This is a genomic window from Paraburkholderia sp. Tr-20389 (genome assembly GCF_017104565.1).
GTDB lineage: Bacteria > Pseudomonadota > Gammaproteobacteria > Burkholderiales > Burkholderiaceae > Paraburkholderia.
Window position 1 is genome coordinate 1 of sequence record NZ_JAAGPD010000067.1, and the last position, 14415, is coordinate 14415.

The 14415-nt window shown below is 65.1% G+C and carries 16 protein-coding genes; 12 read left to right on the plus strand and 4 right to left on the minus strand.

Translation table 11 applies throughout. The annotated features are described in order from the left end of the window. Window positions 1–82: 82 nt before the first annotated feature. Window positions 83–574 (minus strand): LEA type 2 family protein, encoded by a 492-nt coding sequence (locus G3N95_RS37235; RefSeq protein ID WP_205975079.1) that lies wholly within the window; start codon window positions 572–574, stop codon window positions 83–85. Between the two features lie 175 nt (window positions 575–749). Between G3N95_RS37235 and G3N95_RS37240 the strand changes: the two genes are divergently transcribed. Next, a complete protein-coding gene (locus tag G3N95_RS37240) occupies window positions 750–1373 on the plus strand; it encodes a TRIC cation channel family protein (protein WP_205975080.1) in 624 nt (207 codons plus the stop codon). Between the two features lie 48 nt (window positions 1374–1421). On the opposite strand, the gene G3N95_RS37245 is transcribed toward G3N95_RS37240, so the two are convergent. Next, window positions 1422–1715, minus strand: a complete 294-nt coding sequence (locus tag G3N95_RS37245; protein WP_205975081.1) for a GYD domain-containing protein — start codon at window positions 1713–1715, stop codon at window positions 1422–1424. Between the two features lie 449 nt (window positions 1716–2164). On the opposite strand from G3N95_RS37245, the gene G3N95_RS37250 reads away from it, so the two are divergent. The 4 genes from G3N95_RS37250 (at window position 2165) to G3N95_RS37265 (ending at window position 5683) form a co-directional block, all read left to right on the plus strand. Beyond that, a complete protein-coding gene (locus G3N95_RS37250) occupies window positions 2165–2638 on the plus strand; it encodes a PaaI family thioesterase (protein ID WP_205975082.1) in 474 nt (157 codons plus the stop codon). Window positions 2639–2698: 60 nt separating this feature from the next. Next, entirely contained in the window at window positions 2699–3697 is a 999-nt protein-coding gene (locus G3N95_RS37255) for an NADP-dependent oxidoreductase (protein WP_205975083.1), read from the plus strand. A 70-nt stretch (window positions 3698–3767) separates the two neighbouring features. After that, on the plus strand, window positions 3768–4637 hold the full coding sequence (locus G3N95_RS37260) for an SDR family oxidoreductase (protein ID WP_205975084.1): 870 nt from the start codon (window positions 3768–3770) through the stop codon (window positions 4635–4637). 86 nt (window positions 4638–4723) lie between these two features. Next, entirely contained in the window at window positions 4724–5683 is a 960-nt protein-coding gene (locus tag G3N95_RS37265) for an alpha/beta hydrolase (RefSeq protein WP_205975123.1), read from the plus strand. 12 nt (window positions 5684–5695) lie between these two features. Here G3N95_RS37265 and G3N95_RS37270 read toward each other — a convergent pair whose 3' ends face one another. Next, the gene (locus G3N95_RS37270) at window positions 5696–6517 is read right to left on the minus strand and encodes an NRDE family protein (RefSeq protein WP_205975085.1); all 822 of its coding nucleotides are present in this window, start codon (window positions 6515–6517) and stop codon (window positions 5696–5698) included. 103 nt (window positions 6518–6620) lie between these two features. Continuing rightward, window positions 6621–7670 (minus strand): folate-binding protein YgfZ, encoded by a 1050-nt coding sequence (locus G3N95_RS37275; RefSeq protein WP_205975086.1) that lies wholly within the window; start codon window positions 7668–7670, stop codon window positions 6621–6623. 77 nt (window positions 7671–7747) lie between these two features. On the opposite strand from G3N95_RS37275, the gene mltG reads away from it, so the two are divergent. The 7 genes from mltG (at window position 7748) to otsA (ending at window position 14377) form a co-directional block, all read left to right on the plus strand. Further along, window positions 7748–8758, plus strand: coding sequence for an endolytic transglycosylase MltG (gene mltG / locus G3N95_RS37280; RefSeq protein ID WP_205975087.1), 1011 nt, complete (start codon window positions 7748–7750; stop codon window positions 8756–8758). Next, entirely contained in the window at window positions 8758–9378 is a 621-nt protein-coding gene (tmk, locus tag G3N95_RS37285) for a dTMP kinase (RefSeq protein WP_205975124.1), read from the plus strand. The genes mltG and tmk overlap by 1 nt, the downstream gene beginning before the upstream one ends. A 93-nt stretch (window positions 9379–9471) precedes the next feature. Further along, complete coding sequence (locus G3N95_RS37290; RefSeq protein WP_205975088.1) at window positions 9472–10521, plus strand: DNA polymerase III subunit delta'; 1050 nt, start codon at window positions 9472–9474, stop codon at window positions 10519–10521. Between the two features lie 72 nt (window positions 10522–10593). Then, complete coding sequence (locus G3N95_RS37295; protein ID WP_205975089.1) at window positions 10594–11385, plus strand: TatD family hydrolase; 792 nt, start codon at window positions 10594–10596, stop codon at window positions 11383–11385. A gap of 51 nt (window positions 11386–11436) precedes the next feature. Beyond that, entirely contained in the window at window positions 11437–12210 is a 774-nt protein-coding gene (locus G3N95_RS37300; RefSeq protein WP_241019168.1) for an ankyrin repeat domain-containing protein, read from the plus strand. Window positions 12211–12328: 118 nt separating this feature from the next. Continuing rightward, window positions 12329–12685 (plus strand): Rap1a/Tai family immunity protein, encoded by a 357-nt coding sequence (locus G3N95_RS37305; protein WP_205975090.1) that lies wholly within the window; start codon window positions 12329–12331, stop codon window positions 12683–12685. 252 nt (window positions 12686–12937) lie between these two features. Further along, window positions 12938–14377: an alpha,alpha-trehalose-phosphate synthase (UDP-forming) gene (otsA, locus tag G3N95_RS37310; RefSeq protein WP_205975091.1), complete on the plus strand. Its 1440-nt coding sequence runs from the start codon at window positions 12938–12940 to the stop codon at window positions 14375–14377. Window positions 14378–14415 lie beyond the last annotated feature (38 nt).

Consider the following 14415-nt stretch of genomic DNA (forward strand, 5'->3'; position numbering starts at 1 on the left):
TCGGAGCCGCAAGGACAAGGCAACGCGAATCACTGACTGATGGGGTACGCCTCGTCGCGCAACCGGCCGCGCGCGTCAGTCGCTACAGTCCGCCGACGTCGCCCATCGGCAGCGACAGGGTGCCCTGATCGATGAAGCGCGTGCCCCCCGTGATCCCGCCCGCGAGCCGGCCGCGCAGCACATACGGCAGCTGGCCCGATTGCGCGCTGTCGGCGAATGCGAAAGCCTGGCGCACGACCGTGAAGGCGGGGACCGTCAGCGGCACGCCGATCACCGTCTCGCCGAAGCGCGGCACGGTGCCGATCTGGTCGCTGACGCCGGTCGCAAACTGCTTGCCGTTCAAATCGAGTTCGACGGATACGCCGCTGAAGTCGATGGGCGCTTCGTTCGGATTCTGCACGCGCAGCTTCAGATTGAAGCGCATCTCCATGCCTTGACCGGCGAGCGGCTCGATGCCCGCGACGCTCACCCGCAGCGGATCATGACCGAACATCCCCGCGCAGCCGCCCAGCGACGTGAGCGCAACGAGAAGAAAGAACAAGCGGACGATAAGTGAGGCGCGGCTGGCTTTCATGATCGTGTCCCTACGGGAAAAGAAGCGCGATTCGGTTGCGTCGTATGAATTCTAGCGGCGCGGCGCGAAGAAGCGGGCGCTTGCTCGGGCGTGAAAGCGGGGTGCGTCGCTTTGTCCATCTACGCGGCGATGAATGAGACAATCGCGGCGCCCTCGACCGCGCGTAACGCTCCGCATGAAACCCAGAATCGAAACAGTCGTCCTTGCCGCCGATCTCGCCGGCACGTTCATCTTCGCGATCGAGGGCGCCGTCGCCGCGATGCACAGCGGGCTGGACCTGCTCGGCGTGATGGTGATCGCGTTCGTCGCGGCGCTCGGCGGCGGCGTGACGCGTGACCTGCTGATCGGCGCGACGCCGCCCAACGCGATACGCGACTGGCGCTATCCCGCGCTGACCTTCGTCGCCGGGCTGCTGACCTTCATCTTCCATCGCGAGGCGCAAGGCTTTCCCGCGTTCTGGCTGATGGTGCTCGACGCCGCCGGCCTGTCGCTGTTCGCGGTGGCGGGCGTCGAAAAGGCGATGCTGTACCGGATCCGGCCGTTCGTCGCGGCCTTGATGGGCACGGTGACGGGCGTCGGCGGCGGGGTCATCAGGGACGTGCTGCTCACACGCATTCCGTCCGTGCTCGTCAGCGATATCTATGCGACGGCTGCGTTCGCCGGCGCGGTCGTGGTGCTGGTGGGACGCCGCTTCGGCCTGTCCCCGGCGATCGCGGGACTGGCGGGCGGCGTCGCGTGCTTCGTGCTGCGCGTGGTCGCGGCGACGCATGGATGGCATCTGCCGCGCGCGCAGGCCTGAGCGCGGCGCCCGAGAAACCATCGCAGGCTGCGCGCGCAACATTGCCGGCTACTTCAATCCGCCGACGATCCGCTCCATCTCGTCTTCGCCAAAGGCGCGCATCGTCGAGGTCCGCACATTGCCCTGCGCCGCGACCGCGAGGCCGAGACGCGTCGTGGTTTCGTCGTCGGGCGAGTCGATCGAGATCACGAGGTCGTACGCGCCGAGCGTCCAGTTCACCGTGCCGACCGTCACGCCCATTGCCTTGCTGGTTTCGCGAAACGCGCGCGCCCGGTTGACGGTGTCCCTGGCGGTGCGCACGCCCTGATCGGTCCAGTTGACCAGCATGATGTAGGTAGCCATGTTGTCCTCCAGAAGTGAAGTCCAGATGTGCCGCGCGTGAAGCGCCGACTCTCGATCGGGAGACGAACGCATTCACGGCGCGGGCCGTGTTCCGTGCGTGCATAAAGAGGCAAAGAGAAGGAAGACAAGGCGGCCGTGCAGAGGGAGGCAATGCGCTCGATCGGGGAATGGCCGCGGGTTGATGACGCCCGGTTTCGCGTTGCGCATGATGGCGTATGCCGCGCACGGTCGGGCTGATGCCTGAAGGTACTGCGTCAAAAGTATAGGCGACGGTGCGTGCGTTTTCCGGCGCGATCGTCGCGAGAACGTGTGCGTTCATCCTATGCCGTGCAGCCCGGTCCATCCGTTTGCGCAGTGCGCGTATCATCTGGCGATGCGCTTTTTCATGTGTACTCTGCATGCGTTCCGTACGGATCGCGATGCATGATCGACAACGAACCTACCTGCATATGACCGATTCACCTGGCAACAAGCTGAAGATAGAAAGTCCGTTCATCGACCATCTCGGTGTAGAACTGATGTCGGCGGCGGATGGCGCGAGCGAAGTCGTGCTGGTGCTGCGCCCCGAGCATCTGAACACGTGGGCCGTCTCGCACGGCGGCATCACCATGACGCTCGCCGACGCCGCGCTCGCGATGGCCGCGCGCAGTCTCGCCGCCGACGGCGTCGGCGTCGTCACGGTGGAAATGAAAGTGAACTTCATGCAGCCGGGCACGGGGGAATTGCGCGCGACAGCCCGCGTGCTGCACCGCTCGACGACCATGGCCTATTGCGAAGGCGAGATCCGCGACAGCGCAGGCCACTTCGTCGCGAAGGCGCTCGGCACGTTCAAGTACATGCGGCGTCTTGCTGTCGGCCGCGAGGTTCGGCAGCAGCGTCTGCACAGCGATCCGTCGGCGAAACCGGGGCCGAGCGACGCGTAAGCGGCCGCCGTCCCCGCCGTCCCATTCGCGCTATTCCGTATCTTCCGGAGACACACCGTCATGAGCCAACTCAATCGCCAGATCCTGCTTGCATCGCGTCCGCAGGGCGCAGCATCCGTCGACAACTTCAAGCTCGTCGAAACGCCGCTCGCGCCGCTCGCGGATGGCGAGGTGCGGGTGCGCAATCACTACCTGTCGCTGGATCCCTACATGCGCGGCCGCATGAGCGACGCGAAGTCGTACGCGGCGCCGCAGCCGCTGAACGAAGTGATGATCGGCGGCACCGCGGGCGAGGTGGTCGAGTCGAAGAACGCGGCGTTCAAGACTGGCGACAAGGTGGTCGGCATGTTCGGCTGGCAGGAGTTCGGCACGTCCGACGGCAAGGGCCTGCAAAAAGTCGACGACACGCACGTGCCGCTGTCCGCTTATCTCGGTCCTGTCGGCATGCCTGGCGTCACGGCCTGGTACGGTCTGAACAAGATCATCGCGCCGAAGGCGGGCGAGACGGTCGTCGTCAGCGCGGCGAGCGGCGCCGTCGGCAGCGTGGTCGGGCAACTGGCGAAGCAGGCGGGCGCGCGTGCCGTCGGCATCGCGGGCGGCGCTGAGAAATGCCGCTATGTCATCGAGACACTGGGCTTCGATGCATGTGTCGACTACAAGGCAGGCAATCTCTATCAGGATCTCAAGGCGGCAACGCCGGACGGCATCGACGGCTGTTTCGAGAACGTCGGCGGCGAAGGGCTCGATGCAACGCTCGCGCGAATGAACGCGCATGGCCGCATCGCGCTGTGCGGCTTCATCTCCGGTTACGACGGCGCACCCATGCCGCTCAAGCATCCCGCGCTGATGCTTACACAGCGCCTGCTCGTGCAGGGTTTCATCGTCAGCGAGCATATGGACGTGTGGCCTGGCGCGCTCAAGGAACTTGGCACGCTCGTCGCGCAAAAGAAGTTGCACTATCGCGAGACCATTGCGCAAGGTCTGGAGCACGCGCCCGAAGCGTTCCTCGGCATGCTCAAGGGGCGCAATTTCGGCAAGCAGCTGGTCAAGCTGATCTGAACCGACGCGTGGCTGGCCGGCGCAAGCAATAGATCAACAATAGATCAACGTTAGATCAACGAGGAAACGCATGTTCGAATTCGACGGCAAGATCGCCGTGATAACAGGCGCGGCGAGCGGATTCGGCCGTGCATTCGCGGAGAAGGGCGCGTCGCTCGGCATGAGGCTCGTGCTGGCGGATGTCGACGAGGGCGCGCTCGCGCAAACCGTCGATGCGTTGCGCGCAGCGGGTGCAGCCGTGATCGGCGTACGCACGGATGTGTCGGATGGCGCGCAGGTTCAGGCGCTCGCCGACGCGGCGCTCGCAGCCTTCGGCAAGGTTCATCTGCTGTTCAACAATGCGGGCGTGGGCGCCGGCGGCTTCCTGTGGGAAAGCTCGGCGAACGACTGGGCTTGGGTGTTCGGCGTCAACGTGATGGGCGTCGCAAACGGTGTGCGTGTCTTCACGCCCATCATGCTCGGACAGAACGAGCCGGCGCATATCGTCAACACGGCATCGGTGGCGGGACTACTGTCGCCGCCGTCGATGGGCATCTACAACGCGTCGAAGCACGCCGTCGTGTCGCTGACGGAGACGCTGTATCACGATCTGCGCAATGCGGGCGGCGAGGTCGGCTGTTCGCTGCTGTGCCCCGCGTTCGTGCCGACGGGTATCGCGGACGCCGAACGCGCGCGCCCCGACGCGTTGCGCAACAACGCGGACCCCACGCGCTCGCAGCTCGCCGCCGACAAGCAGCTGCAGCGTGCTGTGCGGTCCGGCAAGCTGAGCGCAAGGGACGTCGCGGCGTTGACGTTCGACGCGATCGCCGAACGGCGCTTCTATATCCTTACGCATCCCGCCATTCTCGCGACGGTGCGGTTGCGGCACGAGGACATCGAAGAGCAGCGCAATCCAACGGATCCCTTGTCGCTGAAGCCCGAAGTCAAGGAACCCCGCTAGCACCCAAGCGGGCGCGTGAGCCTGTGTTCGTGGCATCATTTCGCGCTCAATTCAACCGTCAGGCGCCTGCGCGCCATGGTCCGATCATGCCGTTGAACCCGAAGATCGAGCAGGTGCTCGAGATGATTGCGCGCGCAAAGCGTCCCGCGTATCACGATCTGACGCCGCAAGCGGCGCGCGCTTCATATGAAAAGAGCGCGCCGATTCTCGAAGTACCCTCGGCACCGATGTATTCCGTCGAAGATGTGGCCGTGCCGATGCGCGACGGCGCGGCCGTCCGCGTGCGTCTCTATCATCCTGCCGAGCCGCAATGGGCGAATCCGGCGCCCGCGCTCGTCTACTATCACGGCGGCGGATTCACGGTCGGCAGCGTGGACACGCACGACGCGATCTGCCGGATGTTCGCGCGTGACGCGCAGTGCGTCGTGATGTCCGTCGACTACCGTCTCGCGCCGGAACACCGGTTTCCCACTGCCGTCGACGACGCGTTCGACGCACTGAAGTGGCTGCATGAGAACGCCGCGCTGTACGGCATCGACTCCGAGCGGATCGCCGTCGGCGGCGACAGCGCGGGCGGCACGCTCGCCACGGTGTGCGCCGTGCTCGCCCGCGACGCGGGCATTCCGCTCGCGCTGCAACTGCTGATCTATCCGGGCACGACGGGCCATCAGCAGACCGAATCGCACGAACGGCTCTCCGACGGCTATCTGCTGTCCGGCGATACGATTCAATGGTTCTTCGAGCAATACGTGCGCAACGCCGACGACCGTCACGACTGGCGCTTCGCGCCGCTCGACGGCACGCGCGGCGCACCGCATTTTCGCGGCGTCGCGCCCGCATGGATCGCGACGGCCGAATACGATCCACTGACCGACGAAGGTGAAGCGTACGCGCTCAAGCTGCGCGAAGCGGGCAATGCCGTCGCGTTCACCTGCTACGCGGGCATGATCCACGAGTTCTTCAAGATGGGCGGCTATGTGCCCGATGTGGCGCGCGCGCATGCCGAGGCGGCAGCGGCGTTGCGCGATGCGTTCGGCGTCGAGTGAGCCGGCTCGCTGTCAGGCGATATCGAAGGTGAAGCTGCGCTCGTAATCGCCGGGACGCTTGACGCGATGCGAGCCGTTGTCGTCGCTGCGTTCGAGTGCCGACACGCTGAGGCGTTTGTCTTGCACGACGACCTGCAATGCCGTCGTGCCTCGCGTGCCGTATTCGGGCGTATCGATGAAGGCGGCCGACAGCGCGCGTTCGCGTTCGAGCGAAATACCCGTGGCGGGCAGTTCGTCGTCGCGTGCTACACGCGGATCGCGCATCAGGCCGATCAACGTGGCGAGCGGCGGACGGTTGTCGTCGGCAAGCGTCTGCGCGAGCTCGGCGCGCTTGCGCACGAGCTTCGGCCAGGGCGTATCGAGCACCGCATTCGAGATGCCGTGCGTGCCCGGCGCGAGCAGCGTCGGCGCGGCAGGCGAGCGGTTGCAGTACCAGGCCAGCTCGCGCCGCGTCCAGTCGCCGACCAGCAGATTGAAGCCGTTGTACATGTCGCCGTCTTGCGCGACCTGCAGCAGATAGTCGAGCGGCGCGCCGCTTTCGATGCCGTGCTCGCCCGACAGCCAGTTGCTGACCAGCGTGCCGCGCGTCGGCGCATCGGCGCGCATTTCGCTCGGCGCGCGATAGTTGGTGAGCGCGGCGAAACGGCCGTCGCGCGTGATGCCCAGCCACGTGCCGCCGCCGACCAGATCGCGACCCGCGAGCAGATCCGGCGCGTCATCCCACCAATGCATCGGTTCGGCTGTGCGCTTCAGAAATTCGTCGCGATTCGCCGTGAGCGTGAACAGCGGACCATCAGACGCGTCGGGACGCCAGTCGAACACGATCAGACACATCAGAGGAAGTCTCGTTTAGCGGAGCCGCGTGGGATACGGCGAGAATGCGTCGCGCCTGCATCGAAGGCGCTATGTCGAAGGCGCAACGCTGTGGAGCGGAAACTCAGACTTCCGTCGGCAGCGCGTACGGCAAGGGCAGGAAGGTCAACGCGGGACCGTCGGCCGCGCCAAGATGGACGGTGCCGTTTTCGAGCGCGGCCAGCTTGATCTCGACGAGCGCATCGACGCCGCCATCGGGCGCGGCCGCCGTATTGACGAGCATCCCGCACGGCTGGCCCGGATCGTCCGAATGGAACAGCTCCGCGCCCGGCACGACGCTTTCTGTCTCGCCAGCGACATTCGCCAGCGACATGCGCCGCTTGATCGTGCCGCGGTACTGGCTGCGCGCGACCACTTCCTGGCCCGGATAGCAGCCCTTGCGGAAATTGACGCCGCCTAGCACGTCGAAATTGATCATCTGCGGCACGAACTGCTCGACCACGCGTTGCGTGATGCGCGGTTCGCCGGCGCGGATGTCGAGCCAGTCCCACACGGCGGGCGACACGCGGCGCAGCTTCGCTTCGAGCGAGGGCAGACGCGCCTCGACCTCGGCCTTCGGGCCGACCCAGACGTAGCGCAGACGTCCCGCTGCGTCCGGCACGCGCACCAGCGAGCCCGCCGGTCCGTTGACCTTGACGTGCACGCCGTCGGGAATCGCATCGAACACACCCGAGAGCGTCTTGCGCACATCGCCGGCGAGGCCGATGGCGAGCGTGTCGCCCGATGCGTCGCTCAGCTTCGCCTTCGCGCGCAGCACGAACATCGACAGACGTTTCTGCACGGCGGGCTGCACGTCCTTCGACACCAGCATCCGGATCGATTCGCCGTTGCACCACATCAGGAACGACGCCAGCAGGCGGCCCTTCGGCGAGCAGTAGCCGGCGAGGCGGGCCGTTGCCGCGTCGAGGTGCTGTGTATCGTTCGTGAGTTGCGAGTGCAGGAACGACGCGGCATCGTCGCCCGCCGCGTCGATCACGCCGAATTGCGGCAGCGGCATGAACGCGCCGCCCGCCAGCACGGCGTCGAACTCGTCGCGCGCGGGGCGCGGGAACGCAGGAAGCGATACGGAAGCAGGGACAGCAGTGCCGGGAGCAGAAGCAAGCGGTGCGTTCATGGATTCGGGGAACAGTCAATTCTGACTTTGGCGGAGGCAAGCAAGTATTATATTGGCTTCACTCGAACCACGTTTCCATGTCCCTCCTGAAGAAATGTCTCATCGCCTGCGTCCTGCTCGCGATGCTGATCGCCGCCGCGACATACGGCGCATACCGCTGGGCTACGACACCCGTCCAACTCGCCACTCCGCAACTCGACGTCACAATCAAGTCACATAGCAGCCTGCGCAGCGTCACGACGCAGCTCAATCGCGGCGGCGTGCCCGTCGAGCCCGAGCTGTTCGTGCTCATGACCCGCGCGCTCGGCCTGCAGACGGCGCTCAAGTCGGGCAACTACGAATTCAAGCAGGGCGTCACGCCGTACGACGTGCTGCAAAAGATCGCGCGCGGCGACGTGAACGAATACGTGGCGACCATCATCGAAGGCTGGACCTTCAGGCATATGCGCGCCGAACTGGATTCGAACCCGGCGCTGAAGCACGACACCGCGAGCATGGCGGACGCGGATCTCCTGAAGGCGATCGGCGCGCCCGAAACGCCGACGGGCACGGGCGAAGGGCTCTTTTTCCCCGACACCTATCTGTTCGACAAGGACACGAGCGATCTCGACGTCTATCGCCGCGCGTACCGGCTGATGAAGCTGCGCATCGACGAAGCGTGGGCGGCACGCGCGCCGGGCCTGCCGTACAAGACGCCGTACGACGCGCTGACGATGGCGTCGATCGTCGAAAAGGAAACGGGCAAGGCGTCCGACCGTGCGATGGTCGCGGGCGTGTTCGCGAACCGTCTGCGCGTGGGCATGCCGCTGCAGACGGACCCGACCGTGATCTACGGAATGGGCGACGGCTACACGGGGCATCTGCGCAAAAAGGACCTGCAGACGGACACTCCCTACAATACGTATACGCGCATGGGCCTGCCGCCTTCGCCGATCGCGCTGCCCGGCGTCGCGTCGCTGCAGGCCGCGCTCAATCCGGCGCCGACCAGCGCGCTGTATTTCGTGTCGCGCGGCGACGGCAGCAGCATCTTTTCTGACACGCTCGGCGATCACAACAAGGCCGTCGACAAGTACATTCGAGGGCAATGATGGCGCGGGGAAAATTCATCACGTTCGAGGGCATCGACGGTGCGGGCAAGACCACGCATCTCGGCTGGTTTCGCGACCGGCTGGAGCAGAAGCTGGCGTCGGCGGGCCGTGCCGTGGTCATGACGCGCGAGCCGGGCGGCACGAAGCTCGGCGAATCGCTGCGCGACATTCTGCTGCACGAGGCAATGGATCTCGAAACCGAGGCGCTGCTGATGTTCGCTGCGCGCCGCGAGCATCTCGCGCAGGTGATCGAGCCGGCGCTCGCGCGCGGCGACTGGGTGCTGTCCGACCGTTTCACCGACGCGACCTTCGCGTACCAGGGCGGCGGCCGCGGCCTGCCGCGCGACAAGCTGGAGACGCTCGAGCGCTGGGTGCAGGGCGGGTTCCAGCCGGATCTGACCGTGCTGTTCGACGTGCCGCCCGACACGGCCAGCGAACGACGCAGCGCGGCTCGCGCACCGGACCGTTTCGAGAGCGAGTCGGACGCGTTCTTCACGCGCACGCGCACCGAATATCTGCGCCGGGCAGAGGAAGCGCCGTATCGATTCGCTATCATCGACTCGACGCGCAGCATCGTAGACATCCAGAAACAACTTGAAGAACTGATTGCATCTCTTTGATTTTCTGGTGATATAGGCCGGACGCATAACGCTTTGCATGCTCGGCCGATACCTTGAGAATCGTCTTCAAACCATTGAATCAAAAGACAAACGATGATTTATCCGTGGCAAACCGACGACTGGAACCGCCTGCAGCAACTGCGCGCCGCCTGGCCGCATGCGTTGCTGCTCCATGGGCAGGCCGGCATCGGCAAGCTGCGCTTTGCCCAGCATCTGGCGCAAGGCCTGCTGTGCGAATCGGGGCTGCCGAACGGTGAGCCGTGCGGCACGTGCGCGGCGTGCAACTGGTTCACGCAGGGCAATCATCCCGACTACCGGATCGTGCTGCCTGAAGCGCTCGCGGCCGAAGCCGGTTTTTCAAGCGCGGCCGCCGATGAAAAGGCCGACAAGGCCGACGCCGACGACAGCGGCAAGAAAACGCGCACGCCGAGCAAGGAAATCAAGATCGAGCAGGTGCGGGCGCTGCTGGACTTCTGCGGCGTCGGCTCGCATCGTGGCGGCGTACGCGTCGTCGTGCTGTATCCGGCCGAGGCGCTGAACGTCGCAGCGGCCAACGCGCTGCTGAAAACGCTCGAAGAGCCGCCTGCGGGCGTGGTGTTCCTGATGGTATCGGCGCGCATCGACCGTCTGCTGCCGACCATCATCAGCCGCTGCCGCCAATGGCCGATGACGACGCCGTCGCCCGAATCCGCCACTGCATGGCTCGCGCAACAGGGCGTCGACGACGCGCCGGGCCTGCTCGCGGAAGCGGGCGGCGCGCCGCTGGCCGCGCTGGCGCTCGCGAGCGACGAAAACCGCCCGTTGCGCGACTGGACGCTGAAACAGCTGGCCGCCGGCCCGAACTGCGACGCCTTCGCGTGCGGCGAGACGTTGCAAAAGCTGCCCGTGCCGATCGTGCTCGGCTGGCTGCAGCGCTGGATGTACGACCTGCTGGCCCAGTCGACGGTGGGCGCGGCGGGCATGCCGCGTTATTTCCCGGCGGCGTCGGCGGCGCTCGCGCGCTGCGCGTCGCAGGCCGACGCGAACGCTTTCGCACGTTTCATGCGGACGGTCACCCGGCAGCGCGCCGTCGAAAACCATCCGCTCAACGCGCGGCTGGTGTTCGAGGAACTGTTTCTCGGCTACCGCGACCTGTTCGCGTAGTGCGCCGTTTCCGGCGCGGCGCGCAGTCGGCCTCGTCGTCACCGCTATTGGATTTTTAAGCAGGACTTCACCATGTTTGTCGATTCCCACTGCCATATCAACTTCGAAGGACTCGGCGACCGTCTGCCGCAAGTGCTCGACAACATGCGTGCGCACTCGGTGACGCACGCACTGTGCGTGTCCGTCGATTTCGAAACGCTGCCTTCCGTGCTGGAGATCGCGCGTTCGTATGACAACGTGTATGCGTCCGTGGGCGTGCATCCCGATCACGAAGACGCGCGCGAGCCGACGGTCGCCGAGCTGGTCGAACTGGCGCAGCATCCGAAGGTGGTCGCGATCGGCGAAACGGGCCTCGACTACTACCGCCTGGAAGGCCGCTCGATCGACGACATGGAATGGCAGCGCGAGCGCTTTCGCGTGCATATCCGCGCCGCGCACCAGACGGGCAAGCCGCTGATCGTCCATACGCGCGCGTCGTCGGAAGATACGCTGCGGATCATGGCCGAGGAGCGCGCGGGCGAGCCGGGCGGCGTGATGCATTGCTTCACGGAGCCGTGGGCGGTCGCCGAGCAGGCGCTCGCGCAGAATTTCTACATTTCGCTGTCAGGCATCGTCACGTTCAAGAGCGCAACGGACGTGCAGGACGTCGCGCGCCGCGTGCCGCTCGATCGCCTGCTGATCGAAACCGATTCGCCGTACCTCGCGCCCGTGCCGTATCGCGGCAAGCCGAATGAACCTGCGTACGTGAGTTATGTCGGACGCTTCATCGCGCAGCAGCGCGAGATGCCCGACGAAGCGCTCGCCGCCGCGACGACCGAGAACTTTTTCCGGCTGTTCAAGATTCCGGCGCCGACTGGCGCCTGAACGATAAATTAATTAGTATCAATAGGATAGGAAAGTTTCCTAAAGTAAGATATGAAAAAACACACGATCGAACGTCAGCACGGCGCCGCCTTCCGTCCGGGCTTTGCCCGCGCTGTCGACCTGCGTCGAAGCCTGGCTCGGCTGACGTTGGCGGCAGGCGTCGCGTTCGCGACGCTCGGCGCGTTGCCCGCGCAGGCTGCGCCCGCCGACACGATGATCAAGGCCGTCAAGTTCGACGACGTGAAGGAAGTGAAGAAGCAACTGGCGAACGGCATGGACCCGAACATGGCCGACAACCAGGGCATACCGCTGCTCGTGATCGCCGCCCGCGAAAAGTCCGACAAGGTGGTGGCGGCGCTGATCGAGAATCCGAAAACGGATGTCGAGATTCTCGACAAGGCAGGCGAAAACGCGATGATGATGGCCGCGCTGGTCGGCGATATCGACATCGTGAAGCTGCTGATCGCAAAAGACGCCGAGGTCAACAAGAAGGGCTGGGCGCCGCTGCACTACGCGGCCGCGAACGGTCATGACGATATTGTCAAGCTGTTGCTCGATCACGACGCCTACATCGACACGGGTTCGCCGAACGGCACGACCCCGTTGATGATGGCGGCCCGCGGCGGTCACGTGTCGACCGTCAAGCTGCTGCTCGACAGCGGCGCGGACCTGAACGTCAAGAACCAGCTCGGCCTGACCGCGCTCGATTTCGCGAAACAGTACAAAGAGCCGGACGTCGTCGAAGGGCTGACGGCGCGGCTCCAGCAGATGCAGCAACAGGCGCCGGCCGGTGCGCCAGCAACGCCGCAAAACAGTGCAAAATAGCAGTCTGGGCGCGGGTCACCACGCGCCCGAATCGAAGCGGGAACGAGTGGACAATCCGGGCGGCAACGATCGCCCGACGCCACTCATCGTTCCGGGCTCACACCAGGAAGGAAAAAACATGCTGCGGGTTTTGATTTGCGCCGGCGCGCTCGCTGTGCCGTTGACGGCAGCCGCGTTCACGGGGGGCGACCTCAACAAGCTGTGCACGAAGACGGACGTTGCGTCGCGTAGCGCGTGTGCGGCCTATATCGAAGGCGCCGCGGACGGCATCTTCAACACGATCGACGCGATCGGCGGGACCACGGGCCCGCGCGTCGGCCAGTATTTCTGCCTGCCGCCCGAGGCGCGCTCGCAGCAACTGACGGACGCGGTGCGCAAGTACATCGCCGACAATCCGAACGTGGCGGGCTATAACGCGAGTACTGCCGTGTCGCTGGGGCTCGGCAAGGCGTTCCCCTGCAAGACGGGCAGCTGAGCGGCACACGGTGCCATCGCGCCGTACTGTCGTTTTAGCCCGTTCGGGGTTCATTTCGACGCGCGCCGTGTGTTCAGCACGGCGCGCGTTTTGTGCTTTCAGCCCGCTTTGGAGCGTGTCGTTTTGCCTATGCCGTCCGGATGTGCACAAATGTGCAACTGATCGGGCGCAACCGCAGTCGAACCAGCACTGAATAAACGCGCACCGGCCGCAACGGACCGGCCGCGCCAACCAGAGCGGAGGGACAGCAACATGGGCCGACTGATCGTCGTGTCGAATCGCGTGGCAACGCCGACGGAAACCAAAGGCTCCGCGGGCGGGCTGGCCGTCGGCGTGTTCGGCGCGCTGAAGGATGCGGGCGGCGTGTGGTTCGGATGGAGCGGCGACGTCGTCAGCGAAACGGTCGCGAACGCCGGGCCCACGCTCGAATCGGACGGCGGCGTGACGTTCGCCACGACGGGCCTGACACGCAAGGACTACGACCAGTACTACCGCGGCTTTTCGAACGCGACGCTGTGGCCCGTCTTCCACTATCGCAACGATCTCGCGCGCTACGAGCGCGAAGAATACGCAGGCTACCGGCGGGTCAACGCATGGCTCGCGCACAAGCTCATCAAGCTGCTGGAGCCCGACGACATCATCTGGGTCCACGACTATCACCTGATTCCCTTCGCGGAAGCATTGCGCGCCGAGGGCGTCAAGAACCGCATCGGGTTCTTCCTGCACATTCCGTTTCCGTCGCCGCAGATCCTGCTGAACATTCCGCCGCACGAAGAACTCGTGAAGTCGCTGTGTTGCTACGATCTGCTGGGTTTCCAGACCGAAAACGACGAACTCGCGTTTCATGACTATCTGCGCCGGCACGCGCGCGGCACCGTGTCGGGCGACGGCCACGCGGAAGCGTTCGGTCGGCAGATGCGCACGGGCGTCTATCGGATCGGCGTGTTTCCCGACGATATCGCCGATCAGGCGAAGCGCTACGAGAGCCGTCAGCATGTGCTCGACCTGAAGCAGAGCCTGGAAGGGCGCAAGCTGATCATGAGCGTCGACCGTCTCGACTATTCGAAGGGGCTGGTCGAACGTTTCCGCGCGTTCGAGGCGCTGCTCGAACGGTCGCCAGAATGGCGCGGCAACGTCACGCTGGTGCAGATCGCCCCGCCAACGCGCTCGGACGTCACGACGTACCAGGACATCCGTCAGCAACTCGAATACGAAGCCGGGCGTATCAACGGAAAATACTCAGGCCTGGATTACACGCCCATTCGCTATCTGAACCAGCAATACGACCGCTGGAAACTGATGTCGCTGTTCCGCGAATCGCAGGTCGGGTTCGTCACACCGTTGCACGACGGCATGAATCTCGTCGCGAAGGAGTACGTCGCCGCGCAGAATCCGGACGATCCGGGTGTGCTGGTGCTGTCGATGTTCGCGGGCGCGGCGGCCGAGCTGGAAGGAGCGTTGATCGTGAATCCTCACGATTCGATCGGCATGTGCGAAGCGTTGCAGCGTGCGCTCGCGATGCCGCTCGACGAACGCAAGCGGCGTCACGATCTCGACATGCGGGCGCTGCGCAAGAACGACCTCGGCGTGTGGCGCGACTCGTTCCTGCGCGATCTGCGCAGCGTACCGCTTTTCGAGTCGCGGTCCGATGCTTCCGAGACCTCTGACGTCTCAGCCAAAAAGAATAAGTGAAGGGCGTGATACAGCACCCGCATTCGTTCGATATCCAT